This is a genomic window from Streptomyces sp. NPDC005963 (assembly GCF_040638655.1).
Lineage (GTDB): Bacteria > Actinomycetota > Actinomycetes > Streptomycetales > Streptomycetaceae > Streptomyces.
On the sequence record NZ_JBEXVD010000009.1, the window covers coordinates 92,329 to 117,286 of the forward strand.

17 protein-coding genes, 3 CRISPR repeat arrays and 1 riboswitch are annotated in these 24,958 nt (G+C 70.8%); of the genes, 8 read left to right on the top strand and 9 right to left on the bottom strand.

The genetic code is table 11. The features are described 5' to 3' along the window. Nucleotides 1–181: 181 nt before the first annotated feature. The gene (locus tag ABZ348_RS15330) at nt 182–1,498 is read left to right on the top strand and encodes a DUF418 domain-containing protein (protein WP_358933123.1); all 1,317 of its coding nucleotides are present in this window, start codon (nt 182–184) and stop codon (nt 1,496–1,498) included. A 64-nt stretch (nt 1,499–1,562) separates the two neighbouring features. On the opposite strand, the gene cobN is transcribed toward ABZ348_RS15330, so the two are convergent. After that, a complete protein-coding gene (gene cobN / locus ABZ348_RS15335; RefSeq protein ID WP_358933125.1) occupies nt 1,563–5,267 on the bottom strand; it encodes a cobaltochelatase subunit CobN in 3,705 nt (1,234 codons plus the stop codon). Nucleotides 5,268–5,301: 34 nt separating this feature from the next. Continuing rightward, nucleotides 5,302–5,462, bottom strand: a riboswitch (cobalamin riboswitch). 78 nt (nt 5,463–5,540) lie between these two features. On the opposite strand from cobN, the gene ABZ348_RS15340 reads away from it, so the two are divergent. The 3 genes from ABZ348_RS15340 (at nt 5,541) to cobJ (ending at nt 9,345) form a co-directional block, all read left to right on the top strand. Further along, on the top strand, nt 5,541–7,124 hold the full coding sequence (locus ABZ348_RS15340; RefSeq protein WP_358933126.1) for a cobalamin biosynthesis protein CobG: 1,584 nt from the start codon (nt 5,541–5,543) through the stop codon (nt 7,122–7,124). Nucleotides 7,125–7,156: 32 nt separating this feature from the next. Beyond that, nucleotides 7,157–7,783 carry a precorrin-8X methylmutase gene (locus ABZ348_RS15345; protein WP_358933128.1) on the top strand — a complete coding sequence of 209 codons (627 nt, stop codon included), beginning with the start codon at nt 7,157–7,159 and terminating at the stop codon, nt 7,781–7,783. 95 nt (nt 7,784–7,878) lie between these two features. Further along, entirely contained in the window at nt 7,879–9,345 is a 1,467-nt protein-coding gene (gene cobJ, locus ABZ348_RS15350) for a precorrin-3B C(17)-methyltransferase (RefSeq protein WP_358933336.1), read from the top strand. Here cobJ and ABZ348_RS15355 read toward each other — a convergent pair. From ABZ348_RS15355 to ABZ348_RS15365, 3 genes are all read right to left on the bottom strand, one after another. Continuing rightward, nucleotides 9,312–10,157, bottom strand: a complete 846-nt coding sequence (locus tag ABZ348_RS15355) for a cobalt-precorrin-6A reductase (RefSeq protein WP_358933129.1) — start codon at nt 10,155–10,157, stop codon at nt 9,312–9,314. The two genes, cobJ and ABZ348_RS15355, sit on opposite strands and share 34 nt — an antisense overlap. A gap of 113 nt (nt 10,158–10,270) precedes the next feature. Beyond that, nucleotides 10,271–10,786: a CRISPR direct-repeat array (repeat unit 28 nt; unit sequence GGACCACCCCCGCGCGTGCGGGGACCAC). Between the two features lie 233 nt (nt 10,787–11,019). Further along, a complete protein-coding gene (locus tag ABZ348_RS15360) occupies nt 11,020–11,223 on the bottom strand; it encodes a DUF397 domain-containing protein (RefSeq protein WP_358933131.1) in 204 nt (67 codons plus the stop codon). Beyond that, nucleotides 11,216–12,061 carry a helix-turn-helix transcriptional regulator gene (locus tag ABZ348_RS15365; protein ID WP_358933338.1) on the bottom strand — a complete coding sequence of 282 codons (846 nt, stop codon included), beginning with the start codon at nt 12,059–12,061 and terminating at the stop codon, nt 11,216–11,218. The genes ABZ348_RS15360 and ABZ348_RS15365 overlap by 8 nt, the downstream gene beginning before the upstream one ends. Before the next feature lie 897 nt (nt 12,062–12,958). Continuing rightward, nucleotides 12,959–13,657: direct repeats of the CRISPR family, unit length 25 nt; unit sequence GGACCACCCCCGCGCGTGCGGGGAC. Between the two features lie 553 nt (nt 13,658–14,210). Here ABZ348_RS15365 and ABZ348_RS15370 point away from each other — a divergent pair. Continuing rightward, a complete protein-coding gene (locus ABZ348_RS15370; RefSeq protein ID WP_358933133.1) occupies nt 14,211–15,818 on the top strand; it encodes a TerD family protein in 1,608 nt (535 codons plus the stop codon). 55 nt (nt 15,819–15,873) lie between these two features. Beyond that, a CRISPR array of direct repeats spans nt 15,874–16,264; the repeat unit is 25 nt; unit sequence CCACCCCCGCGCGTGCGGGGACCAC. A gap of 148 nt (nt 16,265–16,412) precedes the next feature. Here the strand turns inward: ABZ348_RS15370 and ABZ348_RS15375 are convergent. From ABZ348_RS15375 to cbiE, 5 genes are all read right to left on the bottom strand, one after another. After that, nucleotides 16,413–17,090: a class I SAM-dependent methyltransferase gene (locus ABZ348_RS15375; RefSeq protein ID WP_358933135.1), complete on the bottom strand. Its 678-nt coding sequence runs from the start codon at nt 17,088–17,090 to the stop codon at nt 16,413–16,415. 440 nt (nt 17,091–17,530) lie between these two features. Then, nucleotides 17,531–17,776: a hypothetical protein gene (locus ABZ348_RS15380; RefSeq protein ID WP_358933137.1), complete on the bottom strand. Its 246-nt coding sequence runs from the start codon at nt 17,774–17,776 to the stop codon at nt 17,531–17,533. Then, entirely contained in the window at nt 17,773–18,021 is a 249-nt protein-coding gene (locus ABZ348_RS15385) for a hypothetical protein (RefSeq protein WP_358933139.1), read from the bottom strand. The genes ABZ348_RS15380 and ABZ348_RS15385 overlap by 4 nt, the downstream gene beginning before the upstream one ends. 105 nt (nt 18,022–18,126) lie before the next feature. Beyond that, nucleotides 18,127–18,882 carry a precorrin-4 C(11)-methyltransferase gene (gene cobM, locus ABZ348_RS15390; protein ID WP_358933141.1) on the bottom strand — a complete coding sequence of 252 codons (756 nt, stop codon included), beginning with the start codon at nt 18,880–18,882 and terminating at the stop codon, nt 18,127–18,129. Continuing rightward, nucleotides 18,879–20,168 (bottom strand): precorrin-6y C5,15-methyltransferase (decarboxylating) subunit CbiE, encoded by a 1,290-nt coding sequence (gene cbiE, locus ABZ348_RS15395; protein ID WP_358933142.1) that lies wholly within the window; start codon nt 20,166–20,168, stop codon nt 18,879–18,881. The genes cobM and cbiE overlap by 4 nt, the downstream gene beginning before the upstream one ends. Nucleotides 20,169–20,341: 173 nt before the next feature. Between cbiE and tsaD the strand changes: the two genes are divergently transcribed. The 3 genes from tsaD (at nt 20,342) to alaS (ending at nt 24,727) form a co-directional block, all read left to right on the top strand. Continuing rightward, the gene (gene tsaD, locus ABZ348_RS15400; RefSeq protein WP_358933143.1) at nt 20,342–21,400 is read left to right on the top strand and encodes a tRNA (adenosine(37)-N6)-threonylcarbamoyltransferase complex transferase subunit TsaD; all 1,059 of its coding nucleotides are present in this window, start codon (nt 20,342–20,344) and stop codon (nt 21,398–21,400) included. Further along, nucleotides 21,397–21,990 (top strand): GNAT family N-acetyltransferase, encoded by a 594-nt coding sequence (locus ABZ348_RS15405; RefSeq protein ID WP_358933144.1) that lies wholly within the window; start codon nt 21,397–21,399, stop codon nt 21,988–21,990. The genes tsaD and ABZ348_RS15405 overlap by 4 nt, the downstream gene beginning before the upstream one ends. Nucleotides 21,991–22,060: 70 nt before the next feature. Beyond that, nucleotides 22,061–24,727 carry an alanine--tRNA ligase gene (gene alaS, locus ABZ348_RS15410; RefSeq protein ID WP_358933145.1) on the top strand — a complete coding sequence of 889 codons (2,667 nt, stop codon included), beginning with the start codon at nt 22,061–22,063 and terminating at the stop codon, nt 24,725–24,727. Nucleotides 24,728–24,958 lie beyond the last annotated feature (231 nt).

Here is a 24,958-nt window from a genome sequence, read left to right on the forward strand (position 1 = left end):
CGAACACCCGCTGCCGCCCATCGCCCCCATCGAACGACCGGGATGCCTGCCCGGACAGGTATCCCGGTCACCCGTGCGTCCTCCTGACCGGCCCACCACGGACCCACCACCGGCCCACCGCCCAACCCACCGCCCGCCGCCCCCTTTACCCGGGCGGCCCCAGCCCATGAAAGGCCCCGGCATGAGTCACACGGCAGACGAACGGTCGCCGACGGACGATGCGACGGAAGGCACTCCCCCGACAACGGACGGCACTCCACGAGAACAGGAGGTCCCCGGCCTCCCGGCAGCGCGGGGAACGAGCCCCCGGACGGTACGCGACCCGGCCGGGCGCATCGCGGACGTGGACGTGCTCCGCGGCTTCGCGCTGCTCGGCATCCTGCTGGTCAACATCACGTTCATCGCCTCCGCCCACCGCTTGGAAGGCGTGCACGACCCCAGCTTCGACGGTCCGCTGGACCGTGGCGCACTCCATCTGACCGTGGTGTTACTGGAGTCCAAGTTCTACCTGCTCTTCTCCTTCCTCTTCGGCTACAGCTTCACCTTGCAGATGCGGTCCGCCGAACGCGGCGGCGCCCGGTTCACCTCGCGCTTCCTGCGCCGCTGTGCCGGACTGTTCGCGATCGGCGTCTTCCACGCGGTGGTGCTGTTCCCCGGGGACATCCTCACCACGTACGCCCTGTTGGGGCTGATCCTGCTGGCCGCCCGCGGCACCCGGCCGCGAGCGGCGCTCCGTACCGCGTTCCTGCTGTTCGGGATCACGGCACTGCTGTATCTGCTGCTGGGCTTCTTGATCTGGCTCGACGGCGGTGCCTCCGTGGACACCCCGGAGACCGCGGCGGGCATCCAGGACACCCTGGCCGCGCTGCGCGGCGACCCCGCGTCCGTCATCGGCGAGAACCTGGCCAGGCTGTCGGACGTCCTGCTGATCATCGTCCTGCTCCAGGGGCCGGCGGCACTCGCCGCGTTCCTGGTGGGACTCGCCGCGGGCAAGAAGGAGTTGCTGGCGAACGTGTCAGCGCACCGCACCCTGCTGCGGCGGCTCCAGTGGATCGGCTTCCCGGTGGGACTGGCCGGTGCCGTCTTCTACGCCTGGGCCTCGCAGGGGACCCAGGGGGTGGAGTACCTGTCGTTCGCGGTCGCCGTCGATCTGCTGACGGCCCCGCTGCTGACCGCCGCGTACGCGGCGACCGTGCTGCAACTGATCAGGACCACCCGTGGCGCCGCGATCGGTCGGGCGCTGGCGCCTGCCGGGCGGATGGCGCTGACGAACTACCTCAGCCAGTCGCTCGTGCTGGCCGTGCTGTTCACGGGCTTCGGTTTCGCCCTCGTCGGACGGGTGGGCCCGGCCACGGCGGTGTTGATCGCCCTCACCCTGTTCGCCGTGCAACTGGTGGTGAGCCGCTGGTGGTTGGACCGTCATGCGTACGGGCCGGTCGAATGGGTGCTGCGGGCGTTCACCAACGCCCGGCGCCCGCGCTGGCGGAACGAGCGGTAGCCGTCCACCCCCGGTCGACGGGTCCGGACGGTCCCCGCGAGGGGCCGTCCGGACCGGTGTCGGCTCAGGCGTCGCCGCCCGCCGCCTCCGCCTCGTCCTCCAGGGTGCCCTCGGTGGAGAGGAACACCTCCCGCAGCGCCGCCAGGACGGCCGGGTCCGGCTTCTCCCACATGCCCCGCGACTCCGCCTCCAACAGACGCTCCGCGATGCCGTGCAGCGCCCAGGGGTTCGCCTGCCGCAGGAACTCCTGGTTCTGCTCGTCCAACACGTACGTCTCGGTCAACTTGTCGTACATCCAGTCCGCGACCACGCCCGTCGTCGCGTCGTACCCGAAGAGGTAGTCGACGGTCGCCGCCAGTTCGAACGCGCCCTTGTAGCCGTGGCGTCGCATCGCCTCGATCCACTTCGGGTTGACCACGCGCGCCCGGAAGACCCGTGAGGTCTCCTCCACCAGCGTGCGCGTCCGGACGGTCTCCGGGCGGGTCGAGTCACCGATGTACGCCTCCGGGGCGGTGCCCCGCAGTGCGCGCACGGTCGCCACCATGCCGCCGTGGTACTGGAAGTAGTCGTCCGAGTCCGCGATGTCGTGCTCCCGCGTGTCGGTGTTCTTCGCGGCGACCTCGATCCGCTTGTACGCGGTCTCCATCTCGGCGCGCGCCGGCCGTCCGTCCAGCTCACGGCCGTAGGCATAGCCGCCCCACACCGTGTAGACCTCCGCGAGATCGGCGTCCGTACGCCAGTCGCGCGAGTCGATGAGCTGGAGCAGACCCGCCCCGTACGTCCCCGGCCTGGACCCGAAGATCCGGGTCGTGGCGCGGCGTTCGTCGCCGTGCTCGGCGAGGTCGGCCTGGGTGTGCGCGCGGACGAAGTTGTCGTCGGCGCCCTCCTCCAGCGATGCCGCGAGCCGGACCGCGTCGTCGAGCAGCCCGATCACATGCGGGAAGGCGTCCCGGAAGAAGCCCGAGATGCGCAGGGTCACATCGATGCGCGGCCGGCCCAACTCGGCCAGCGGGATGGCCTCCAGTCCGGTGACCCGCCGCGATGCGTCGTCCCAGACCGGCCGGACGCCCAGCAGCGCCATCGCCTCGGCGACATCGTCACCCGCGGTGCGCATCGCGCTCGTACCCCACAGGGACAGACCCACCGACGTGGGCCAGTCCCCGTTGTCCGTGCGGTAGCGGTTGAGCAGCGAGTCGGCGAGCGCCTGCCCGGTCTCCCAGGCGAGCCGGGACGGCACCGCCTTGGGGTCGACGGAGTAGAAGTTGCGGCCGGTCGGCAGCACGTTGACCAGTCCGCGCAGGGGCGAACCGGACGGCCCGGCGGGGACGAAACGGCCGTTCAGCGCGCGCACGGTGTGGTCGATCTCATCGGTGGTCGCTGCGAGCCGGGGCACGACCTCGCCGGCGGCGAACCGCAGGATGTCGGCGACCTGCTGACCGTGCTCGGCGGGCACGGCCGCGAGGTCCCAGTCCGCGTCGTCCATCGCCTGCACCAGGGCGCGGGCCTTCGCCTCGGCCTCGTCGGCGGTGGTCCGGGTCGCCGCGGACTCATCGAGCCCCAGCGCCTCCCGCAGCCCGGGCAGTGCGGTCGTACCGCCCCAGATCTGGCGGGCGCGCAGGATCGCCAGCACCAGGTTGACCCGGTCGGCGCCGGCCGGTGCCTGGCCCAGGACGTGCAGCCCGTCGCGGATCTGGGCGTCCTTGACCTCGCACAGCCAGCCGTCGACGTGGAGGAGGAAGTCGTCGAAGCCGTCGTCGTCGGGACGGTCGGCGAGCCCGAGGTCGTGGTCGAGCTTCGCGGCCTGGATCAGCGTCCAGATCTGGGCGCGGATCGCGGGCAGCTTCGCCGGGTCCATGGACGAGATCTGCGCGTACTCGTCCAACAACTGCTCCAGGCGCGCAATGTCGCCGTAGGAGTCGGCACGCGCCATCGGCGGTACGAGGTGGTCGATCAGGGTGGCGTGCACCCGACGCTTGGCCTGGGTGCCCTCGCCGGGGTCGTTGACGAGGAAGGGGTAGATCAGCGGCAGATCGCCGAGGGCCGCGTCCGGCCCGCAGGCGGCGGACAGTCCGGCGTTCTTGCCGGGCAGCCACTCCAGATTGCCGTGCTTGCCGAGGTGGATCATCGCATCGGCGCCGAAGCCGCCTTCGGCGTCGGGGGTGGCGATCCAGCGGTAGGCGGCCAGATAGTGGTGCGAGGGCGGCAGGTCGGGGTCGTGGTAGATCGCGATGGGGTTCTCGCCGAAGCCGCGCGGCGGCTGGATGACGACCAGCAGGTTTCCGTGCCGCAGGGCGGCGAGGACGATGTCGCCCTCCGGGTTGCGGGACCGGTCCACGAACATCTCGCCGGGCGGCGGCCCCCAGTGCTCCTCCACGGCGGTGCGCAACTCCTCGGGGAGGGTGGCGTACCAGCGCCGGTAGTCGGCTGCGGGGATGCGGACCGGGTTGCGGGCCAACTGTTCCTCGGTGAGCCACTCCCGGTCGTGGCCGCCCGCGTTGATCAGTGCCCGGATCAGCTCGTCGCCGTCGCCGGACGCCAGCCCGGGCACGTCCTCTGCGCCGAAGTCATAGCCCTCGGCGCGCAGTCGCCGCAGCAGGGCGACGGCACTGGCGGGGGTGTCGAGGCCGACCGCGTTGCCGATGCGCGAGTGCTTGGTGGGATAGGCGGACAGGACCAGCGCAAGGCGCTTGTCCGCGGCGGGTATGCGGCGCAGCCTGGCGTGGCGCACGGCGATCCCCGCGACCCTGGCGGCGCGTTCCGGGTCGGCGACATAGGCCGGCAGCCCGTCGGCGTCGATCTCCTTGAAGGAGAACGGCACGGTGATCAGACGCCCGTCGAACTCGGGCACCGCGATCTGGCTGGCCGCGTCCAGCGGGGAGACGCCCTCGTCGTTCTCCTCCCAGTCGGCGCGCGACCCGGTGAGGCACAGGGCCTGGAGGATCGGTACGTCGAGCGAGGTGAGCGCACCCGCGTCCCAGGACTCGTCGTCACCGCCGGCGGACGCCTCGGCCGGCCGGGTGCCGCCGGCGGCGAGCACGGTCGTCACGATCGTCTCGGCCGCCCGCAACTCCTCGATCAACTCGGGCTCCGGTGCCCGCAGCGAGGCCACGTACAGCGGCAGCGCACGGCCGCCGGCGGCCTCGATCGCACCGCACAGGGTGTCCACGAACGCGGTGTTTCCGCTCATGTGGTGGGCGCGGTAGTAGAGGACGGCGATGGTGGGGCCGTCCGCAGCACCGTCCCCGGCACCGTTTTCGCTGCCGGACGGGCGCTCCAGCCGCCCCCAGGAGGGCGCCGGCGCCGGCGGGTCGAAACCGTGGCCGGTGAGCAGGACCGTGTCGGAGAGGAAGCGCGCCAACTGCTCCAGGTTGGCCGGCCCGCCGTGGGCGAGATACGCGTGTGCCTCGGCGGCGATGCCGATGGGGACGGTGGAGGCGGCCATCAACTGCGCATCGGGCGCCTGCTCACCGGTGAGGACCACCAGCGGCAGACCACTGGCGCGAATCCGGTCGAGCCCGTCCTCCCAGGCACGGACCCCGCCCAACAGTCGTACGACGACCAGCCCGGCGCCTTCGAGCAGCGCGGGCAGGTCGTCGAGGGCGGTGCGGGAGGGGTTGGCGTAGCGGAAGCCGACCGGGCCGCCCGCGGCGCGGGCACTGAGCAGATCGGTGTCGGACGTCGACAACAGGACGATGTCGGGGGCGTCGCCGGGGGAGTTCGGCGGGCTGGTCGGTCCATCGGTCGAAGGGGTCTTCGGTGCGTGCGGCATACGGCATCGGGCCTTCCTCGGGGTGTCCACGCCCCGGGCGGTGTCTGGCGACGGGAGTTCCTGACTCGCCGCCCCGACGACTGCCTTCGTCCGGCCGGCTCACAGTGGCGGGACCGCGCCGGGTTCACACCGGGCTTCCTCCACTGTCGCCTTCTGCGTTGCCGGACCGGGTGGCCCGTCCCCGAAATAGTAAGGGTCGCCTATTCGGTGCGGTTCATACCGTCTTACTGCCGTGGCTCATACCGTCCCAAATGACGGTCATGACTGGTCGGTATGCTCGCCGACATGCCCACCTCACCCCGCCCGGCCCGAGCCGGCGCCACCGGTACGACCCCCTCCGGGGTGCGCGGTGACGCCTGCCCCGGCTCCCTGCGGCTGCACCGGGCGGACGACGGAGCGCTGGCCCGGATCCGCATACCTGGGGGTGTGCTGGGCCCGGCGCAGGCCGAGGCGCTGCTGTTCGCGGCCGAGCGGCTGGGCGACGGCGAGTTGCACCTCACTTCCCGGGGCAATGTGCAACTGCGCGGGCTCGGCGAACAGTGCGGCGGCGAGTTGGCCCAGCTCCTCACGGACGCCGGCCTGTTGCCGTCCACGACCCATGAGCGGGTGCGCAATGTGGTCGCGTCACCGCTGGCCGGACTGGACGGGTCGGGGTCCGGGTCGGGGTCGCGGTCCGGGGACGTCGTACGGAAGTGGCTGTGGGCGCTGGACGGCCTGCTCTGCGGCAGCCCCCGGGCGGCGGCCCTGTCGGGGCGGTTCCTGTTCGCACTGGACGACGGGCGCCAGGACGTGGACGCCCTGCGCGCGGATGTGACTCTGCTCGACGTGCCGCTGCCGCTGCCACTGCCGATGACCACGGCGACCACGGCGACCACTGAGGGCCCCGCACACCACGGCCGTACGGCAGCACTGCGGATCGGCGACACCGACGACGTACTGCTGCTGGCCCGCGCCGATGACGGTCCCCGGGCCGCGCTGCTCTGTGCTGAAACGTTCCTGGATGCGGCCGATCTCACACCCGAGGCCAAGATCTGGCGGATACGGGACCTCCCGGACCACGGCGCCCGGCTCCGGCAACAGACCCCGGCACGACTCGCGGACGCGGGCATCACCGTGACGGGCATCCGACGACTTCCCCGCCGGGAGACCGCGACACCACCGCCGTACGGGATCGTCACCCGACGGCCGAGCCCCCAACACCAGGTCAACGGCATATCGGAACACCAGCGCGGAACCGTCGCCCCATCGACACCGGTCCCCCAACCGCCCCCCGACGCACCATCGGAACGGCACCGCCCCGCGAACCCGGTCTCCATCCCCGTCGCCCTCTCGCTCGGCGTCCCCCTCGGTCGACTCACCCGCCCCCAGTGGGAACACCTCATCGCCGCCGCCCGGCGGACTCCCCGCGGCGAACTGCGCCTCACCCCCTGGCGTTCGGTGATCGTCACCGGCGTACCCGACGACCAGGCCGCCACCCTCCTCGCCACACTGGCCACCACCGGACTGATCACCGCCGCCAACTCCCCCTGGACCGGCGTCGGCGCCTGCATCGGCACACCCGGCTGCGCCAAGTCGCTGGCCGACGTCCGCGCGATGGCCAGCGCCGTCGTCTCCCTGGAACTGCCCACCCCCGCCAGGGCCTCGGCACCGCTGCCCATCTACTGGTCCGGCTGCGAACGCCGTTGTGGACGCCCGTCCGGCGACTGGGTGGACGCCCTCGCCACCCCCGAAGGCGGATTCCGGGTGACCCGCATCTGTGGCGACCCGCCCCCCGTCATGCTGGGAACCGCCGTACCCACCGACAGCTCCCCCGCCGCCCTCGCCCACACCGTGGCCCACGCCCGCCGCCCCCGATGACCTCCCCGTCCCCGCAGAAGAGAGACCACACCGTGTACGAGTACGAGAAGGACGGACCGGCGATCTACCGCCAGTCCTTCGCCACCATCCGCGCCGAAGCCGACCTCACCGGACTGCCGGCCGACGTCAGCCAGGTCGCGGTACGGATGATCCACGCCTGCGGAATGGTGGACCTCGTGCGCGACCTCTCCTACACGCCCCAGGTGGTGGCACAGGCCCGCGCAGCCCTGCGCGCCGGCGCCCCCATCCTCTGCGATGTCGCCATGGTCGCCAGCGGAGTCACCCGCAAACGACTCCCCGCCGACAACGAGGTGATCTGCACCCTCTCCGACCCCACCGTCCCCGCACTGGCGGCCGAACTGGGCACCACCCGCAGTGCCGCCGCACTCGAACTGTGGCGGGACCGGATGGCAGGCGCCGTCGTCGCCGTCGGCAACGCCCCCACCGCCCTCTTCCGCCTGCTGGAGATGATCGAGGAGGGCGCACCCCGCCCGGCCGCGATCATCGGCGTACCGGTCGGGTTCGTGGGCGCCGCCGAATCCAAGGACGCCCTCGCCGACCACCCGTCCGGCCTGGAACACCTGGTGATACGCGGCAGACGCGGCGGCAGCGCGATGGCCGCAGCCGCACTCAACGCCATCGCCAGCGAGGAAGAGTGAACGTGAACGACGCCCACAGCCGCATCGCTGAAGGTGCCCCGGCCGCCCCCGGCAAGCTCTACGGCGTCGGGCTCGGCCCCGGCGACCCTTCGCTGATGACCCTGCGCGCGGTGGAAGTCATCGCCGCCGCCGACGTCGTCGCCTACCACTCGGCCCGTCACGGCCGCTCCATCGCCCGCTCGATCGCCGCGAAGCACCTCCGCGCGGACCACATCGAGGAACGGCTGATGTATCCGCTGACGGTGGAGACCACCGACCACCCCGGCGGCTACCGCGGCGCCCTCGACGACTTCTACGAAGAGGCGTCAGCCCGGCTCGCGGCCCATCTCGACGCCGGCCGCACGGTCGCCGTGCTCGCCGAGGGCGACCCGCTCTTCTACGGCTCCTACCAGCACATGCACAAGCGGCTCGCCCACCGCTACCCCACCGAGGTCATCCCCGGGGTCACCTCCGTCAGCGCGGCAGCCGCCCGGCTCGGAGAGCCCCTCGTCGAAGCCGACGAGGTGCTCACCATCCTGCCCGGCACCCTCCCCGAGGAGGAGTTGGCGGCCCGTCTCGCGGCGACCGACTCGGCCGTCGTGATGAAGCTGGGCCGCACCTTCACGAAGGTGCGGAGCGCCCTGGAGCGCACCGACCGGCTCCACGAGGCCCGTTATGTCGAACGCGCCACCATGCCCGACGAGCGCACCGGCCTCCTCGCCGACATCGCGGCCGAATCGGTGCCGTACTTCTCGGTCGCCGTGCTGCCCAGCCGGATCGGCGCCATGCCCGACGCACCCGTACGCACCACACCGACCGGCGAGGTCACCGTGGTCGGCACCGGCCCCGCCGGGCCCCTGTGGCTCACCCCCGAGACCCGGGGCGCCCTCGCGGCGGCCGATGACCTCGTCGGCTACACCACCTATCTGGACCGCGTACCGGAACGCCCCGGCCAGCAGCGCCACGGCTCCGACAACCGCGTCGAGGCCGAACGCGCCGAATTCGCCCTCCAACTCGCCGCACGCGGACGCCGGGTGGCCGTGGTCTCCGGCGGCGACCCCGGAGTGTTCGCGATGGCCACGGCGGTACTGGAAGTGGCATCGCAGCCCGAGTACACCGACGTACCGGTACGGGTCCTCCCGGGGGTGACCGCCGCCAACGCGGCAGCGGCCCGCGCGGGCGCCCCCCTCGGCCACGACTACGCCACGATCTCCCTCTCCGACCGGCTCAAGCCCTGGGAAGTGATCGCCGAACGCCTGCGCGCGGCAGCGGCTGCGGACCTGGTGCTCGCCCTCTACAACCCGGGCTCGCGCAGCCGCACCTGGCAGGTCGGCAAGGCCCGGGACCTCCTCCTGGAACACCGCTCCCCACAGACCCCGGTGGTACTGGGCCGTGACATCGGCGGCCCGGAGGAGTCCGTACGGATCGTCCCGCTCGGCGAACTCGACCCGGCCGACGTCGACATGCGCACGGTCCTGCTGGTGGGCTCGTCCCAGACCCAGACGGTCCGGCGCGGTGGCGGTACGGAGATCGTGTGGACCCCGCGCCGCTACCCGGAGGCCCCGGAGCCGGCACAGAGCTGAACCACCCAGGCGGCGGCCTCCTCCGACGCGCCCACCACCGCAACACCCTCGGGCACGGGAGGCCGCCGCACCACCACCACGGGCAACCCGGCCTCCCGCGCGGCGGCCAACTTGGGCGCGGTCGCCGCACCCCCGCTGTCCTTGGTCACCACCACATCGATCCGGTGCCGCCGCAGGACCTCCCGTTCACCGTCGAGCGTGAACGGCCCCCGGTCCAACAGCACCTCCATCCGCGGCGGCCCCGGCGCCTCGGGCGGATCGACGGACCGCACGAGGAACCACACCCCGTCCACCCCGGCGAACGCCCCGAGCCCCGTCCGCCCGGTGGTCAGGAACACCCGCCCCCCAAGCCGCGGCACCACTTCGGCCGCCTCCGCCAACGACCCCACGGAGTGCCACCGATCCCCTTCCCCGGCCGTCCAACCGGGCCGCCGCAACGCGAGCAGCGGTACGCGGGCGATGGCGGCGGCCCGGGCGGCATTGAAGCTGATCCTCTCGGCAAAAGGATGCGTCGCATCGACGATGCCCCCCACCTCATGCTCACGCACCCAGGCCACCATCCCCTCCACCCCACCAAACCCCCCAACCCGCACCTCCCCCACGGGCACCCGCGGCTGCCCCACCCGCCCGGCCAACGAACTGGTGACCTCTAGCTTGGCCAGCCCTTCCTGCCCGGCTGACTGGGCCACTGACCGGGCCACGGACCGGGTCTCTTGCTGGCCCGTCTCCTGGCTCGCCTGCTGGCTCGCCTCATGCAACTGCTCAGCGAGCTGCCGGGCCTCGGTGGTACCGCCGAGGATGAGGAGGTGCATGGGGGCTCCGGGGGGAGTGGGGTGAGCTGGGGTGGGGAGGGCTGCGGTCCAGCCAAGCACAGGGAGGTAGGGAGGGGCGGGGTAGGGCGGTGTTCGCGGGGGTGGGTCGGCGAGGGGTAGCCCCGCGCGTGCGGGGACCACGCCCGCTGGCAGGAGGTCGCGCAGCTGGCCGGCGGACCACCCCCGCGCGTGCGGGGACCACTCCCGACCAGCCAGCCGTGCGTCTCGCGCCCACGGACCACCCCCGCGCGTGCGGGGACCACACCGTGATCGACTGCGCCGACGTCGCGAACTGAGGACCACCCCCGCGCGTGCGGGGACCACCGAGAGCACGGCAGCCACCCCACGGCGGTCAAGGGACCACCCCCGCGCGTGCGGGGACCACTCTGTGTGGGACGTCTTCCGTACTCACTGCCCCGGACCACCCCCGCGCGTGCGGGGACCACCATCAGGCATATCGCGATCTAGAGCAGCGTGGAGGACCACCCCCGCGCGTGCGGGGACCACATCAGCACGGGGTGACTTTGAGTCCCCTCGTGAGGACCACCCCCGCGCGTGCGGGGACCACGTGCGAGCAGGTGTAGGTCTCGGTGCAGACGACGGACCACCCCCGCGCGTGCGGGGACCACACTTCCTGACCTGCGGCGCTTCTAGCGATCATGGACGATTTCATTCAGTTGGACTCCGGACCCAACCACGCCCGATCTCCGGTCGTACAGCCCAACACACGCACCTCGTCTGATGCTAGCGGGCATCAAACGGGCAAGCGGTCGCATCAGACATCAAGGCGAACCTGCACGGAACTCGGGTGAGCCCCGCCGCTCCGGAGGATGGGAGCGGCGGGGCCCGGAGCGGTGCGGTTCTAGAGGTTCGCGGACCGTGCGAGGGTGACCAGCCCGGCGAACGCCGAAGCGGAAACCATCAGAACGGGACCGTTCGGGCGCTTGCTGTCACGCACGGGGACGACACCGGTCGACATCGCCTTCGCCGGCGCCCACTCGACGCAGGTACCGCCGTTGTTGCTGTGGGAGGACTTGACCCAGTTCAGGGTCTCGGGCTCATTCATCGCAAAGTGCCCTTCTTAGCTGATGGATGGTGTCCACGGTCGCTGTCTGCGACAGGGACACGGCCTGTAGTTGATGGTAGGCCCTCATCAGTGGCAAAACGGAGGCGAGGGCTCTGTCCAAATGCCCTTGCGTCTGCGACTCAACGTAGGAGACCAACGACCTATCCGGCAGCGTCAATAGATTCACTGCTCGGTCGAAGGCACGCTGCTCACCGATCGAGTAAGGGGCGAGTTGGAGCATGGTGTTCGGCTGCTCCGCGAACTCCACCAGCCGAGCGAACTGAGCGTCCATCACAGCAGTGCCACCAATAGGTCGACGGACACAACTCTCGTCCAACACCACGATCACCAGCGGCGGCAGTGTGCGCACCAGCGCCGCTTGACGCTCTATGAGGAACGAGACCCGATCATCGGCCTGTTCACTGCTGATGACGCCACGTTTGACCGCGCTTGAAGCCAGCGCCTGTGCGTACTCCCGCGTCTGGAGCGGACCAGGGATCAGACCTGACTCAAACAGTCGGATCTCCACCGCGCGGGCCTCATATCCCACGTACTCCGGGAAGCCCTCCAGCAACGACCCGCGCCGGATCTCTCCCCAGGCACGTTCGAACGCATCTGCGGTCCCGTCGAGCCCCAGGACGGTGTCTAAGCTGCGCGAAAAGCGCAGGGTTGGCGGTTTGCGCCCGGTTTCGATTGCCGAGATGTGTCGGCCCGAGTACCCGACCAACGCGGCGAGTTCATCTTGCGTCCAACTGCGCGCCTCGCGTGAACTGCGGACACGTGCACCGTACGCCGCCTCCGGACTTGCGTCGGGGTTCAACTCCTTGCGGTTTACCAATGTGTCCTCCCGATTTGGAACGTTGAAGGCTGTGCGCCCCTCAGCCACGCTAGTGCCTCCTGGTAGTGATTCCACTACGGAGAGGAGTTGCCCATGTCTGGCAAGAAGGTAGCGGAGACGCCCCAACTCGGCGTTGGAGACCTGGTATTCGACACCGTTGAGAAGGCTTTGGGGGTGGTCATGGACATCAGTGCGGGTGTTCAGGGTGTTCGTTACGCGCTCCGTCCACCCGAAGGCGGTGTCGAGTGGACCGCTGTGCAAGCGGACCTTCGGCCCGCCAGCGTGGTTGACCAACTTCGGCCAGCTCTGACCGAAGCGAACGCGCAGAGCCGCAGGCACTCGACATGGGGCTGCCAGGACGGTCTCGGGGCGCCACATGGCTAGTAAATCGAGGAGACGGGAACTTCACCCGGGTCAGGAAGCAGTTGCCCACGGCTGGTCACCGTTGGTGTCACCGGACCCTGTTCGAAGCATCTCCGTGGGACCGACCGAGGGCATCAGCCCCGTACACGATCCAGGGGTGACCACATGAAACGACTCCGCTCGTACGCGGTCGCCCTCTTCTTCCTCGGCGGATTCCTGGGGACCACTGCATTGCTGCTGATGCTGGTCCGGTACCAGCGCTGAAGATGTCCGCCCCCTGAATACCCGGCCACTTCGATTCGCGGGTTCATCATGCGGGGCGGTCAACCGGTCCGCCCGACTTCCGCTGAGGGGCGGAGAGTCGGGCGGGCCACCACACACCCCCGCTCCCTGCGGCAGCGTCCCCGACGCTGCGGAGGACCGCACAGGAGCGGGCACCCCTCGGTCCGGACCCGGTCGTCACCGGCCCGAGGAAGGGGAGCGGCCACTCACCCGCTCCCGGGCCCCGGTCGTCACCACCCCACCCACACGACCGGGGCCCACCCGCGCGTGCGGGGACCACCTGTCGAGCTGGCTGAAGTCCACGATGGGGACCGGACCATCCCCGCGCGTGCGGGGACGACGCACGGGACGCGACGCTGGGGCCGGCCGAGGGGGGACCACCCCCGCGCGTGCGGGGACGACCTTGTCCCGCCATCGGTTCAACGGCTTGTCCTCGGACCACCCCCGCGCGTGCGGGGACGACCTTGTCCCGCCATCGGTTCAACGGCTTGTCCTCGGACCACCCCCGCGCGTGCGGGGACGACCGAACGCGCCGGCTGCGCATTCCGATCTTCGACGGACCACCCCCGCGCGTGCGGGGACCATTCCTCCGGCATGTGCCATTGCCGTCCGCAGTACGGACCACCCCCGCGCGTGCGGGGACCACATCTGGCAGGCCGCAGCGTTCGAGGGACCAGGGGGACCACCCCCGCGCGTGCGGGGACCACACCGTGTCGCCCACGAAGCCGTGGTCGGCAAAGGGACCACCCCCGCGCGTGCGGGGACCACTCGTGGATCTTCTTCAGCTCAGCCGGAGTCGCCGGACCACCCCCGCGCGTGCGGGGACCACTACTCGTGACTCTCCACGAGCAGGGTCAGATGGGGACCACCCCCGCGCGTGCGGGGACCACGCCCAGCACCAAGCGGACCGTCCGGACCGTTCTGGACCACCCCCACGCGTGCGGGGACCACACTTCCTGACCTGGGGCGATTCTAGCGATCATGGACGTTTTCATTCAGTCGGAATCGGAGCCCTAACCACGCCCCATCGTGGACCGACCCAACCCAGCGCCTCGGTCTCGTCCGAGATGCTAGCTGGCGATGGGCGGCAAAACTGTGCGTGCCCGCATTCATCGCCCCCGAGGAAAACCCTGCCCGGGCGAGCCGACCGACCGGGCAGTCGGATCCTCGGCACGAGGGATCGACTGGTCAAGATCACGGGGATGCTTCGCGAGTGAAAGACTCGGCCCGGGAGGGATGCACCATGGGGTTCGGATTTCGTGTCGGTGTTCCGGGGATGAGTGTGCGGGTTTCCACCCGCGGGGTGCGGGTTTCGGTCGGCGCGCGCACGGCGCAGGTCGGGACGGTTGGCGAGGGAGGTCGGGATGCGCCCGGTGTCGGATCGACGCGGGTGACGCTGCCACCTCGGCCAGTCGCACGTCCCACCTCGCCCCCGGGCCGGGGCACCACCACCCGACGTACCGCGCCGCACCGGAGTGTCGCGCCGTCCGCCGAGGAACTCAACTTGGCGCGGCAGCGGGCCGTTCAGTCAGAGCACGACGCACAGCGGGACGCGGCGATCATCGAGTTGCAGCAGCTCTGGCAGCGCATGACCCATGTGCATCTCCAGACCTTCCCGCCGGCCCGCCCGCCCGTTGTGGCCGGGCCTCCCATGTTGGGGGTCGAGTGGGCCCGCGCCGAGGCCCAGGCGTTCCATCTGCGGGGACTCGGAGTGTTCGCGCGCTCTGAGCGTGCGGTGGCCAAAGATGCGGCCGAGCAGGACGCACCCGTATATCTGACTGACCAGCAGGCTCGCCTACGGGGCGCGCACGAGCAATTGCTGGCGGACGCCGAGCAGTGGTGGCGGGCCCTGACCGGCAACGACGAGGAAGTCGTCTGCGAGGCCGTGAACGCGGCCTTCGCCGACAATCCCGCCGCAGGCTGCGCTGTCGGCGTGGACGGATCGGTGATGTCCGTCGTGATGCGGCAGCAGGACATCGACGCATTGCCCACACAGGCCCCGGGCGTCACCCCGGCCGGCCGGCCCACGCTGAAGGACCTCGGGAAACGTGAACTGACTGAGCGGTGGCTCACTGTCATGGGATCCCATGTCATCGCCACCCTGAAGGAAGGGTTCGCGACCGCTCCGGGCATCACCGCGATCAATCTGGCCGTACTGACCCGGATGCCCGAGACTCGGCGGCTCGGCGTGGTCGCATACGGGCGCTGGACCCGCCGAGCCATCGAAAGCACTGCCTGGCAGGGTCCGGACGACGCGCTTCGGTTCCTGGAGATAGGTGAGGACGTGCTCTGCTCGGTCAAGAAGACCGCGGCGGGAAACACTTCCAGCACGGTCAAGCCCCTCAACACCCGTCGGATGCCGGGCCTTCAGGACCTGCTGGACCATGCCAGGGACGAACCCGACTCAGCAGGTTCGACCTTGGCCAACTTGAACATCGGGCTGCATGACGGTGGCCCCGACGTCGATCCGGGGTTCCCTTCCGACCCGTACTGGATCATGCCCTTCGCTCAGTGGCGAGAGACGATCGTCGCCTCACCGACGGCAGCCACCATGGTCATGGAGCGTGAGCCCGTGGTGTCTCTCGTTCCCGGACAGACCCTGACGCTCCCCGAAGAGGCGTGGCGAGGGCTGCTGGTCGCCTTCTCCTTCGCCGGAGCCGACGCCGATCTGACGCTCTTCCTGACCGACGGCGACGGACAGGTCGCCGGCGACGAGGACTTCGTCTTCTACAACCAGCCATCCGCCGCCGCCGGGGCGGTCCGTCTTCTGGGCCGACACACAGAAGGCCCCGATACCGTGGAGAGCGCGAGCATTCAACTGGCGGCCCTGCCCGCACGGGTTCGGCGCGTTGCGGTGGCGGTCAACATGAACGTCGAATCGGGCCTCGCCTGCGGGGCTCTCACCCATGCCTCCCTGCGTATGGAGTGCGGCAGCGGTGCTGCCTGGGCATTCCATCCGCCGAGTGACCCGGGTATACGCGCCATGGTCGTCGCCGAGTTGTACCGGCACACCCTGGACGGATCCCCTGTGTGGAAGTTGCGCGCCATCGGCCAGGGCTGGGCCGACGGCCTCGACGCCCTGGCCCGCGCGCATGGCGTCGACGTGCAATGACCCCGTCCGGCAGGCACCGTACGGGGTATCACCGGGGCCATTCGTGGCGGAGGGGCCACCCCCGCACGTGCAGGGACCACGCGCGTGGACACCTTGCCGGGGCCGACCCCGACGGACCACCCCCGCGCGTGCGAGGACCACTACAACCAGGGCTGGAGGAGCGACGGGTGGGTCGGACCATCCCCGCGCGTGCGGGGACCACCTGTCAGAGCCGTTGATGACCGACTCGCGGAGCGGGCCACCCCCGCGCGTGCGGGGACCACCTTTTTGCTATCGCGGAAAGAGTGTCACCGCGCGGGCCACCCCCGCGCGTGCGGGGACCACGGCGAGCTGCTGGCGGTCGTCGCCCGGGTGGAGGGGCCACCCCCGCGCGTGCGGGGACCACCTCGTAGGAAGCGTCCGTGGGGAACGGGACCACGGGCCACCCCCGCGCGTGCGGGGACCACACTTCCTGACCTGCGGCGATACTAGCGATCATGGACGATTTCATTCAGTTGGAATCGGACCGAGCCGCAGCCCCAACCTAGCAACCCTGCACAACACCTACGCCTATCCCGACGGCCTCTGATCATGATTCGGGTCAAGGCGCTTCCTCTACCCTCCTTGAACACCGCGTACGAACAAGGTGCCCGTGCGCCGGCTTCCCGAGGGTGGGGTAAGTATGGACGCGGAGACGTCCACGAAACCATGTTCCTTGAGAGTTCGCTCCCATACGCCAGGGTCGTAGTCCCACCGCTTGACGATTGCGGGGTCCTCATCGGGACCGCGCGGGATGTACGACGCCTGGCAGCCGTAGCACCCTTCAACCGCAGGTCGTTGGGAGAAGGCGAACACTCCGCCTGGCTTCAGCCTCGTGCGGACAGACGGCAGCAGTTGCCCAGGGTCGGTGAACCAGGCAGCGCCAAAGACGCTGTAAACCGCATCGAAGATCGTGGACGTGTCCTTGAGATAGGTGAGGGCGTCGGCCTGGTGCAGTTCCATGTCGTCCACATCCGGCCATCGCTCGCGTGCCTTGGCGAGCTGCTTGGCTGAGAGATCGATCCCCATCGACCTCACGCCCAGCGTTGCGAGATGAGCGGCGTTCCCTCCAGCACCGCACCCGAGGTCGAGCGCACTGTCTCCCAGGTGGAGGTTGAGCACGTCGGCCCCAGGGCCGTGGTCCGGGTACTGGGTCCAGTTGAACCACGTCACCTCGCCCCTGGCGTTCGTCTTCCGTCGCTGAGGCTTGCTCTGCGAGTAGATGTCCCATGCGGTGCTGCGAGCGTCACTCACTATCCCTCCGTTCCTATTCACGGCGACAGCCGCCCGGCACGGTACCGGGCGGCTGAAGCTCTGGTGGATCACTCGCTCCGCCTGGGTCGGTGCCAACCGCCTTCGGACCACCCCCGCACCCACGGGAACCACAAACACGCGACGACCCAGACCGGGCGGGACCTGGGACCACCCCCGCGCGTGCGGGGACCACGCGGCACCGTGGGTGTACTCGCTCCTGACCGCGGGACCATCCCCGAACCCGCGGGGACCACACTTCCTGACCTGCGGCGATACCAGCGATCATGGACGAATTCACTCAGTTGGACTCGGACCGAGCCGCAGCCCAACCTAGCAACCCAGCACAACATCTGCGCCTATCCCGACGGCCTCTGACCGTAATTCAGCTCAAGGCTCAGCGTGAAAGGGCAGGGCCCCAGCTTCGACCGAACCAACACCCCTCACGGTGGAGGTATCAGACGCACCGCCGTCACCTTGAGGACCGACTGAGCCACGTAGTACACGACGATCACCCCGGCCACGATCGCCTGACGGCGGTCCTTCTCCCCGCCCACCGGGTGGGATCGGTGGCCGTACGGGTCGCGGCCGAGGGTGCGGGACATCTCTGCCCTGAACTCGTACGCCGACTGCATGTGCTTCAGCGCCGTGTCCGCCACGGGCGCGTACGCGATCTGGTACCGGCTCATGGGTTTTCCTGGTCGCGGGCTCGGAGCTCGGCGAAGGTGTCGTCGTCCTCCGGTTCGGAGGCGATGCGCACGATCCATTCCCGTAGGACTTGTTCGATCGTGTGTACGTTCGCAGAAAAGACCTCGTCGAGGAACTGTTTCCGCGCCTCGTCCGGGAGAACGTCTCGGATGCCCGCCACCGTGGCGGGAACACTGACCTTCTCACCACCGCGGATGGTCCACAGCCTGTCGCCTTCAGCCATCATCGGAAACCTCCCCGTTCCAGGGACAACGCCCCCTGCCACGGCTGGGTACGGCCGGTCATGCGCTGCCGGTGTCCCAATGTAGTGAGTCGACGGGCTGACCACCCCTCAGCAGACGTGTTCTCCTCGTTCCCGTTCCGGCGAGTAAAGGTGGCTGTCCCTGAACTGTTCGGCGCCGAGGGTGCGGCCGACCATGATGACCGCCGTGCGAAGGATGCCTGACTCCTTCACCTGGGCCGCGATCGTCTCCAGCGTGCCGCGCAGGATCACTTCCTCCGGGCGGGACGCGTACGCCACCACCGCGGCCGGGCAGTCGGCGCCGTAGTGCGGGAGGAGTTCGTCGACCACGCGGTCCACGTAGCGCATCGCCAGGTGGAGCACGATCAGGGCGCCGCTGCGGCCCAGGGTCGCCAGGTCCTCGCCTTCCGGCATGGGGGTGGCGCGTTGGGAGACGCGGGTGAGGATGACCGTCTGGCCGACGGTGGGCACGGTCAGTTCGCGCCCCAGTGCCGCTGCCGCCGCCGCGAACGCCGGTACGCCCGGGACGACCTCGTACGGGATGCCCACGGCGTCCAGGCGGCGCATCTGTTCGGCGACCGCGCTGAAAACGGACGGGTCGCCCGAGTGGAGGCGGGCCACGTCGTGGCCCTCTTCGTGGGCGCGGACGACTTCGGCGACGATCTGGTCGAGGTCGAGTTGGGCGGTGTCCACGAGTCGGGCGTCCGGTGGGCACTCGTCGAGGAGTTCGCGGGGAACGAGGCTGCCCGCGTACAGACAGACGCCGCAGGCGGCGAGGGTACGGGCGCCGCGCACGGTGATCAGGTCGGCGGCGCCCGGGCCTGCGCCGATGAAGTACACGGTCATCTGTGGTCTCCCATGACGGATGAGGGTTTGGTGACGGTCCACTGCGTGACGGGCATGGCCTGCCGCCAGCCGGTGAAGCCGCCGACGGGTACGGCGTGGGCGACCGCGAGCCGGACGAGTTCGCCGCCGTGGCGCCGGTAGCGGTCGGCGAGCAGCGCTTCCGATTCCAGGGTCACGGTGTTGGCGACCAGCCGCCCGCCCTCCGGCAGCGCGTCCCAGCAGGCGTCGAGCAGGCCGGGCGCGGTCAGTCCGCCGCCGATGAAGACCGCGTCCGGTACGGGCAGGTCCGCCAGCGCCGCCGGGGCTCGGCCGGTGACCACGCGCAGTGCGGGCACCCCGAGCCGGTCGGCGTTGCGGCCGATGCGTTCGGCCCGTGCGGGGTCGCGTTCGACGGTGATGGCCCGGCAGGACGGGTGCGTACGCATCCACTCGATGGCGATCGATCCGGACCCGCCGCCGATGTCCCACAGCAGCTCACCGGGTGCGGGGGCGAGCGCGCCGAGCGTGGCCGCGCGGACGTGGCGCTTGGTCAGCTGGCCGTCGTGTTCGTAGGCGTCGTCGGGCAGGCCCGGTACGGCTCCGATGTGCGGGGTGTCCCGTGCGCGGACGCATTCGACGGCGACGACGTTGAGGGCGTCCGCGCGTGGGTGGGTCCAGGTGTCGGCGGTCGCGGTGGTCGATGACTCGGTCGGGCCGCCGAGTTGGGCGAGGACCCGCATCGGGCTCGGGCCGTAGCCGAGGTCGCGCAGCAGGTGTGCGACCTCGTCGGGTGTGTGTGCCCCTGCGCTCAGCACCAGCAGTCGGCGGCCGTGGTGCAGGGCGGCTGCCAGTCGGGCGGTGGGGCGGCCGACGACGGTGATGACCTCGGTGTCCTCCAGTGGCCAGCCGAGCCGGGCGCACGCGTACGACACGGACGAAGGGTGCGGCAGGATCCGCAGCCCGGCCGGGCTGCCGTCCGGTGCGGGGGTGCCCAACTCCTCGGTGAGGGCGCGCCCGATCCCGTAGAACATGGGGTCTCCGCTGGCCAGTACGGCGATCGTACGTCCGCGGTGGGCGGCGAGGAGTCCGGCGACGGCCGGGCGCAGCGGTGAGGGCCAGGCGACCCGTTCGCCGGCACAGTCCGGTGGCAGCAATTCCAGTTGGCGTGGGCCGCCGATCAGCACCTGAGCTTCGAGGAGCGCGGTGCGCGATGCCGCGGGCAGTCCGTCCCAGCCGTCGGCTCCGATGCCGACCACGGTGACCGCGGGCGGGTGCGCGGAGGTGGGGGCTGGGTCTGCTGGTGTCACGGCGTGTCCCGGTGTTGGGGTACGGGGAATTGCGGGGGCGGGGTCAGGCCGAGGGGGTCTGACATGCCGGAACTCTACTGTCCATGCCCTTCGCGACCGCCGTGAGGTGGGTCTCCCCGTACCCTTATTGCACAAGGTTTGCAACTACGGATAACCGGCAGAAGGAGTCACGTATGGCGTCTCCGGTGGTACTCGGGATCGAGTCCTCGTGCGATGAGACGGGGGCCGGTGTGGTGCGCGACGGCAGGCTCCTGGGCCATGTCGTGGCGTCGAGCATGGACGAGCACGCGCGGTTCGGCGGAGTGGTCCCCGAGATCGCCGCCCGTGCGCATGTCCAAGCCTTCGCCCCGGTGGTACGCCAGGCCCTGTCCGAAGCCGGGCTGCGGATGGCGGACATCGACGCCGTCGCCGTGACCACGGGCCCCGGTCTGGCGGGAGCGCTGCACGTGGGGGTGGCCGGCGCGAAGGGGCTGGCGTACGCCCTGGACGTACCGCTGTACGGGGTGCACCACCTCGCCGGCCATGTCGCCGCGGACACCCTGGACCACGGGCCGCTCCCCAACCCCTGCATGGTGCTGATCGTCTCCGGCGGGCACACCTCGCTCCTGCTCGTACGGGATCTGGCCCGCGACCCGATCGTGCACCTCGGGGACACCCTCGACGACGCGGCGGGCGAGTGCTTCGACAAGGTCGCGCGGGTCTTCGGGCTGCCCTACCCGGGCGGTCCGGCCATCGACCGGGCGGCGCGCGGGGGCGATCAGCGGGCGGTGGCGTTCCCGCGTCCGCTCACCGGCCCCGGGGACGCCCCGTACGCCTTCTCGTTCTCCGGGCTGAAGACGGCCGCCGCCCGCTGGGCCGAGAAGCACGGCAACGGTCCCCTGCCGGTCGCCGACGGGGCCGCGGCGCTCCAGGAGGCGGTGGCGGACGTACTGACCCGCAAGGCCGTCGCCGCCTGCCGGGACCATGACGTCCCGACGCTCGTCGTGGTCGGCGGGGTGGCGGCGAACTCCCGTGTCCGGGCGCTGGCTGAGGAGCGCTGCCGGGCGGTCGGGATCACCCTGCGCGTACCGCGCATGGGGTTGTGCACCGACAACGGCGCGATGATCGCGGCCGTCGGGGACCTCCTGGTCAGGGCGGGTGCCGAGCCCGCATCGCTGGACGTGTCCATCGACCCGTCGGCACCGTTGGAGTACGCCGCGCTCCAACCGTCCGCCCGGACGGCGGTCGCATGAAGGCGACGGTGTCACCGGGCCCAACGGCCGAACTGCGGTCCTGGCTGCCAGCCGTCCGCGAGGTCTACCGCGACGCCTTCGGCGGACCGCCCTGGTACGCCGACGACGCCGAGGCCGACGGCTACCCCGCCCGGCTCCTCGCCGATGCCCACCGCCCCGGATTCGGCTACGCCCTGGCCCTCGACGACGAAGGGGCGTTGGTGGGGTTCGCCACCGCGTGGACCACGCCCGAAGCCCTGCCGATGGTCCGCTGCTACCCGCAGGTGCGTGCCGCGCTCGGGCCGGTGCGCACCGAGGAGTGGCTGTGCGGAGCCGTCGAAGTCGATGAACTCGCCGTCGTTCGGCGTGCGCGTGGCCGCGGTGTCGCGCGGGCCCTGCTGGATACGGTGACGGCAGACGCGCCGGACGGCAGGAGTTGGCTGCTGACGTCCGTACGCGCCGCCGACGCCCTGCGTTTCTACCGGCGCGCAGGTTGGCGGCAGGTCACCCACCCCGCACCCGACGGTCCGAGCGTGGCGGTCTTCCTGGGCCCGCACCACCCGGCCACGATCCCCACTCCCCTCCGGACCCGGCCCCCCTTTAGACCCTGAACCCCCCTCCTGAACCCTCTGAACCCTGAACCCTCTGGACCTTCTCGACCCTGACACCTCTGGAGCAACCGTGCGTACCGCTGAAGTCCGGACCCGCTTCCTCGACTACTTCGCCGAGCGCGGCCACACCGTCGTCCCCAGCGCACCCCTCCCCACGCCCGACCCGACGCTGTTGTTCGTCAATGCGGGAATGGTCCCCTTCAAGCCCTATCTGACCGGTACGGCGGAACCTCCCTGGCCGCGGGCGACCAGTGTGCAGAAGTGCATCCGCACCCTCGACATCGAGGAAGTCGGCAAGACGACCAGGCACGGTTCGTTCTTCCAGATGAACGGCAACTTCTCCTTCGGCGACTACTTCAAGGAACAGGCCATCGCCTACGCCTGGGAACTGTCGACGAAACCCCTCACCGACGGCGGGTACGGCCTGGACCCGGACCGCATCTGGGTGACCGTGCATCACTCCGACACCGAAGCGCGCGGACTGTGGCGGCAGCTCTCGGGGCTGCCCGACGCGCGGATCGTGGCCCGCGGCGACGAGGACAACTTCTGGTCCATGGGCGTGCCCGGCCCCTGCGGACCCTGCTCGGAGCTGTACTACGACCGCGGCCCTGCGCTCGGCCGCGAAGGCGGACCGGAGGTCGACGAGGACCGGTACATGGAGTTCTGGAACCTCGTCTTCATGCAGTACGAACGCGGCGAGGGCCCCGGCAAGTCCGGTTACCCCATCCTCGGCGAACTGCCGCGCCGCAACATCGACACCGGCATGGGCCTGGAACGGATGGCGACCCTGCTCCAAGGCGTCGACAACCTCTACGAGATCGACGAGACCCGCCCGGTCCTGGACCGTGCCGCCAAACTCGCGGGCGTACGGTACGGGGCCGACGAACAGGCCGACGTACGGCTGCGCGTGGTCGCCGACCATGTGCGCACCGCCCTGATGCTCCTCACCGACGGCACCACCCCCGGCAACGAGGGCCGGGGGTACGTCCTGCGCCGCATCCTGCGGCGGGCGGTGCGTTCGATGCGCCAACTGGGGTACGAGGACCGGGCGCTGCCGGAACTGCTGCCGGCCGCCCGCGACTGCATGGCGGCGAGCTACCCTGAGGTCGCCGAGGCGTACGAGCGCAGCGCGGACCAGGCGGACGCCGAAGAGGACGCGTTCCGGGCGACCCTGCGGCAGGGCACGACCGTGCTCGACACGGCGGTGGCCGCGGTGAAGGAGAGCGGCGCCAGAGCGCTCCCGGGGGCGCAGGCGTTCCTGCTGCACGACACCTACGGATTCCCCATCGACCTCACCTTGGAGATGGCCGCCGAACAGGGCATCGAAGTGGACCGCGAAGGGTTCACGGCGTTGATGGCGGCCCAGCGCGAACGGGCCCGTGCCGACGCCCGCGCCCGCAAGGGAGCCGCCCCACTGGACACCGCAGCCCTCCGCGCGGTCCTGGACGAGCACGGGCCCACCGACTGGCTGGCCTGGTCCACGCTGACCACGGACTCCCGGGTACTGGCAGTACTGGGGCCGGATGGTCCGGTGAAGGCGGCCAGGGCGGGCGCGGTGGTGACCGTCCTCCTCGACCGCACCCCCTTCTACGCCGAGTCGGGCGGGCAGGAGAGCGACGCCGGCCGGCTGACGGGGGCCTCGGTCGAAGCGGACGTCCTGGACGTCCAACGCCCGCTGCCCGGCCTGGTCGCCCACCAGGTCCGGGTCACCGCGGGCGATCTGGCCCCGGGCGACACCCTGCGGGCGGCCGTCGACGCCGATTGGCGACTGGGCGCCCGCCAAGCGCACTCGGGCACGCACGTGCTCCACGCGGCACTGCGCGAGGTCCTCGGCCCGACCGCGCTCCAATCCGGCTCGTACAACCGTCCCGGCTACCTCCGTCTCGACTTCCCCTGGCGCGGCGGGCTCTCGCCCCTCGTACGCGGCGACATCGAGGAGGCGGCCAACCGTGCGCTCAGGCGGGACCTGCCGGTGGGCGTGGAGTGGATGACCCTGCCCGAGGCCAAACGACGGGGCGCGCTGGCGCTGTTCGACGAGACGTACGGGGAGAAGGTCCGGGTCGTCGAGATCGGCGGCGAATGGTCGCGGGAACTGTGCGGCGGCACGCACGTGGAGCGGTCCTCGCAGATCGGGGTGGTGTCGCTGACGGCGGAGTCCTCGGTGGGGGCGGGAATGCGCCGACTGGAGGCAGTGGTGGGGCTGGAGGGCTTCGACTACCTGGCCCGCGAACGCGACCTGGTCACCCGCATCACCGAACAGGTCCCGGGCCCGCGCGCCGAACTCCCGGACCGGATCGAAGCCATCCTGGCCCGCCTCAAGGCGGCCGACCGCGAAAACGCCCGCCTCAAGCGGGAAGCGGCCCTGGCCCGCGCCAACGACCTGGCCGCATCCGCGGAAACCCTCGCCGGCACCCTGCTCGCCACCACCCTCATCGACGGCACGGCCTCGGACGCCCGCGACCTCTCCCAAGCCATCCGTGACGCCCTGCCGCGCACCGAACCGTCCGTGGCAGCGGTGGCGGCCCGCACGGAGGGCAAGGGCATCCTGGCGGTGTCCCTCAACACCCGCGCCCGCGAACTGGGCCTCTCGGCGGACGCCCTGGTGAAGGCGGCACTACGCGGCCGGGGCGGCGGCTCGCCGGAATCCGCCCAGGGGGGCGGGGTGCGGGCGGACGAACTCGAAGCGGTGCTGCGGGTGTTGCGCACGGCGGTGACGGAAGCCGGCGCGACGGGATAGCGCCCCCGGGCGCAGGGCCTGCGCACCTCGCCCGGGCTGGGATCGGTGACTTCCGCTGAACTCGGTCCGGGCAGGCCCCGGTCCGAGCCCGGACCAGTTCGCACCCGGACCAGTTCTAGAGCGCGGGTCTCGCCCTGGTCCTGCGCCTGGGTCTGGTCCGCTGACGGTGTACGGTGCGGCCAGCCGGAGGGAAAGCGCCGGGAGGCGGGGTCGACAGTGTCTGTTCGCCGA

Excerpts from the sequence above, each read along its gene's own strand:
- ABZ348_RS15330 (WP_358933123.1), top strand. The coding sequence starts at position 182 with ATGAGTCACACGGCAGACGAACGGTCGCCGACGGACGATGCGACGGAA.
- cobN (WP_358933125.1), bottom strand. The coding sequence starts at position 5,267 with ATGCCGCACGCACCGAAGACCCCTTCGACCGATGGACCGACCAGCCCG.
- ABZ348_RS15340 (WP_358933126.1), top strand. The coding sequence starts at position 5,541 with ATGCTCGCCGACATGCCCACCTCACCCCGCCCGGCCCGAGCCGGCGCC.
- cobJ (WP_358933336.1), top strand. The coding sequence starts at position 7,879 with ATGACCCTGCGCGCGGTGGAAGTCATCGCCGCCGCCGACGTCGTCGCC.
- ABZ348_RS15355 (WP_358933129.1), bottom strand. The coding sequence starts at position 10,157 with ATGCACCTCCTCATCCTCGGCGGTACCACCGAGGCCCGGCAGCTCGCT.
- ABZ348_RS15360 (WP_358933131.1), bottom strand. The coding sequence starts at position 11,223 with ATGAATGAGCCCGAGACCCTGAACTGGGTCAAGTCCTCCCACAGCAAC.
- ABZ348_RS15380 (WP_358933137.1), bottom strand. The coding sequence starts at position 17,776 with ATGAGCCGGTACCAGATCGCGTACGCGCCCGTGGCGGACACGGCGCTG.
- ABZ348_RS15385 (WP_358933139.1), bottom strand. The coding sequence starts at position 18,021 with ATGATGGCTGAAGGCGACAGGCTGTGGACCATCCGCGGTGGTGAGAAG.
- cobM (WP_358933141.1), bottom strand. The coding sequence starts at position 18,882 with ATGACCGTGTACTTCATCGGCGCAGGCCCGGGCGCCGCCGACCTGATC.
- tsaD (WP_358933143.1), top strand. The coding sequence starts at position 20,342 with ATGGCGTCTCCGGTGGTACTCGGGATCGAGTCCTCGTGCGATGAGACG.
- ABZ348_RS15405 (WP_358933144.1), top strand. The coding sequence starts at position 21,397 with ATGAAGGCGACGGTGTCACCGGGCCCAACGGCCGAACTGCGGTCCTGG.